Origin of the sequence: Streptomyces axinellae (genome assembly GCF_039532135.1) — a bacterium.
Classification (GTDB): domain Bacteria; phylum Actinomycetota; class Actinomycetes; order Streptomycetales; family Streptomycetaceae; genus Streptomyces; species Streptomyces axinellae.
Map to the genome: position 1 here is coordinate 1 of NZ_BAAARJ010000069.1, position 1314 is coordinate 1314.

Here is a 1314-nt window from a genome sequence, read left to right on the forward strand (position 1 = left end):
GGGTGGTGAGGACGGGGTGGGGGCTGGTTTCGATGTAGGTGTGGTGGCCTTCGTTGTTGAGGTGTTGGAGGGTTTGTTGGTAGAGGACGGGGTGGCGGAGGTTGTTGTACCAGTAGTCGGGGGTGAGCTGGGTGGTGTCGAGCTTGTTTCCGGTGAGGGTGGAGTAGAAGGGGGTGTGTGAGGCGCGGGGGGTGACGTCCTCCAGCAACTCCGTGATGTGGTGGAGGCTTGCGGCGTGGGGGGAGTGGCTGGCGTAGCCGACGTCGATGACGCGTGCGCGGATACCGTCGCTCTGGCATGCGGCGACCATCGCGGCCAGCGCGGAGGAGTCTCCTGAGATGACGGTGCTTTCGGGCCCGTTGTGCGCGGCCACATACAGATCCTCGTATGAGGCGAGCCGTGTCGCGGTTTCTTGCGCGCTGAGGGGGATGGAGGCCATACCGCCGGTTCCCGCAAGGGTGGTGAGGGCCTGACTGCGCAGGCACACGAAGCGTGCCGCCTCGTCGAGGGTGAGGGCTCCGGCGATGTGGGCGGCGGCGATCTCTCCTTGGGAGTGGCCGATCACGGCGTCGGCGTGAATGCCGTGGGATTCCCACACGCGGGCCAGGGAGACCATCAGGGCGAAGAGGGCGGGTTGGACGACATCGACCCGTTCCAGTCCGGGTGCTCCGTCGCGTTCGTGGAGGACGTCGAACAGGTCCCAGTCCACGTACGCACTCAAGGCGTCGGCGCATTCGCGCAGACTTTGCGCGAACACGGGGGAAGAGTCCAGTAGTTCCACGCCCATGCCGGCCCATTGCGAGCCCTGCCCGGGGAAAACGAACACCGTCTTACCCGGGTCCGCGGGGGTCACCCCTTCTACCAGCGAAGCGTGCGGTTCCCCCTCCGCCAGCGCCCGCAGTGCTTCCAGCAGTTCCCCGCGTTCTTGGCTGACGATGCCGGCTCGGTGGGGGTGGTGGGTGCGTGAGGTGGCCAGGGTGCGGGCGATCTCGGCGATGTCGGACTCGGGGTGCGCGCTGATGAACGAGGCCAACTGGCTGGCTTGTTGGCGTAGCGCGGGCTCGTTCTTGCCGGACAGCAGGACGGGCAGGTTGGCGGATTCGGGGTCTTCAGGATCTTCGGGGCGCTCTTCGACGGGGGCTTCGGGCGCGGCTTCCAGGATCACGTGGGCGTTCGTCCCGCTGACTCCGAAGGAGGAGACGGCGGCGCGGCGGGGGTGTCCGGTGTGGGGCCAGTTTTCGTCACCGGTCAAGGGGGTGACGTTTCCGCTGGACCAGTCCACGTGGGGTGTCGGCTCGTCGAGGTGCAGGGTGC

At 67.2% G+C, this 1314-nt stretch carries 1 protein-coding gene; it reads right to left on the reverse strand.

Annotation, left to right across the window (positions count from 1 at the left end):
* Nucleotides 1-1252: acyltransferase domain-containing protein (locus ABD339_RS33460; RefSeq protein WP_344570939.1), on the reverse strand; the 1252-nt coding region annotated here is incomplete at its 3' end.
* Nucleotides 1253-1314: the final 62 nt, after the last annotated feature.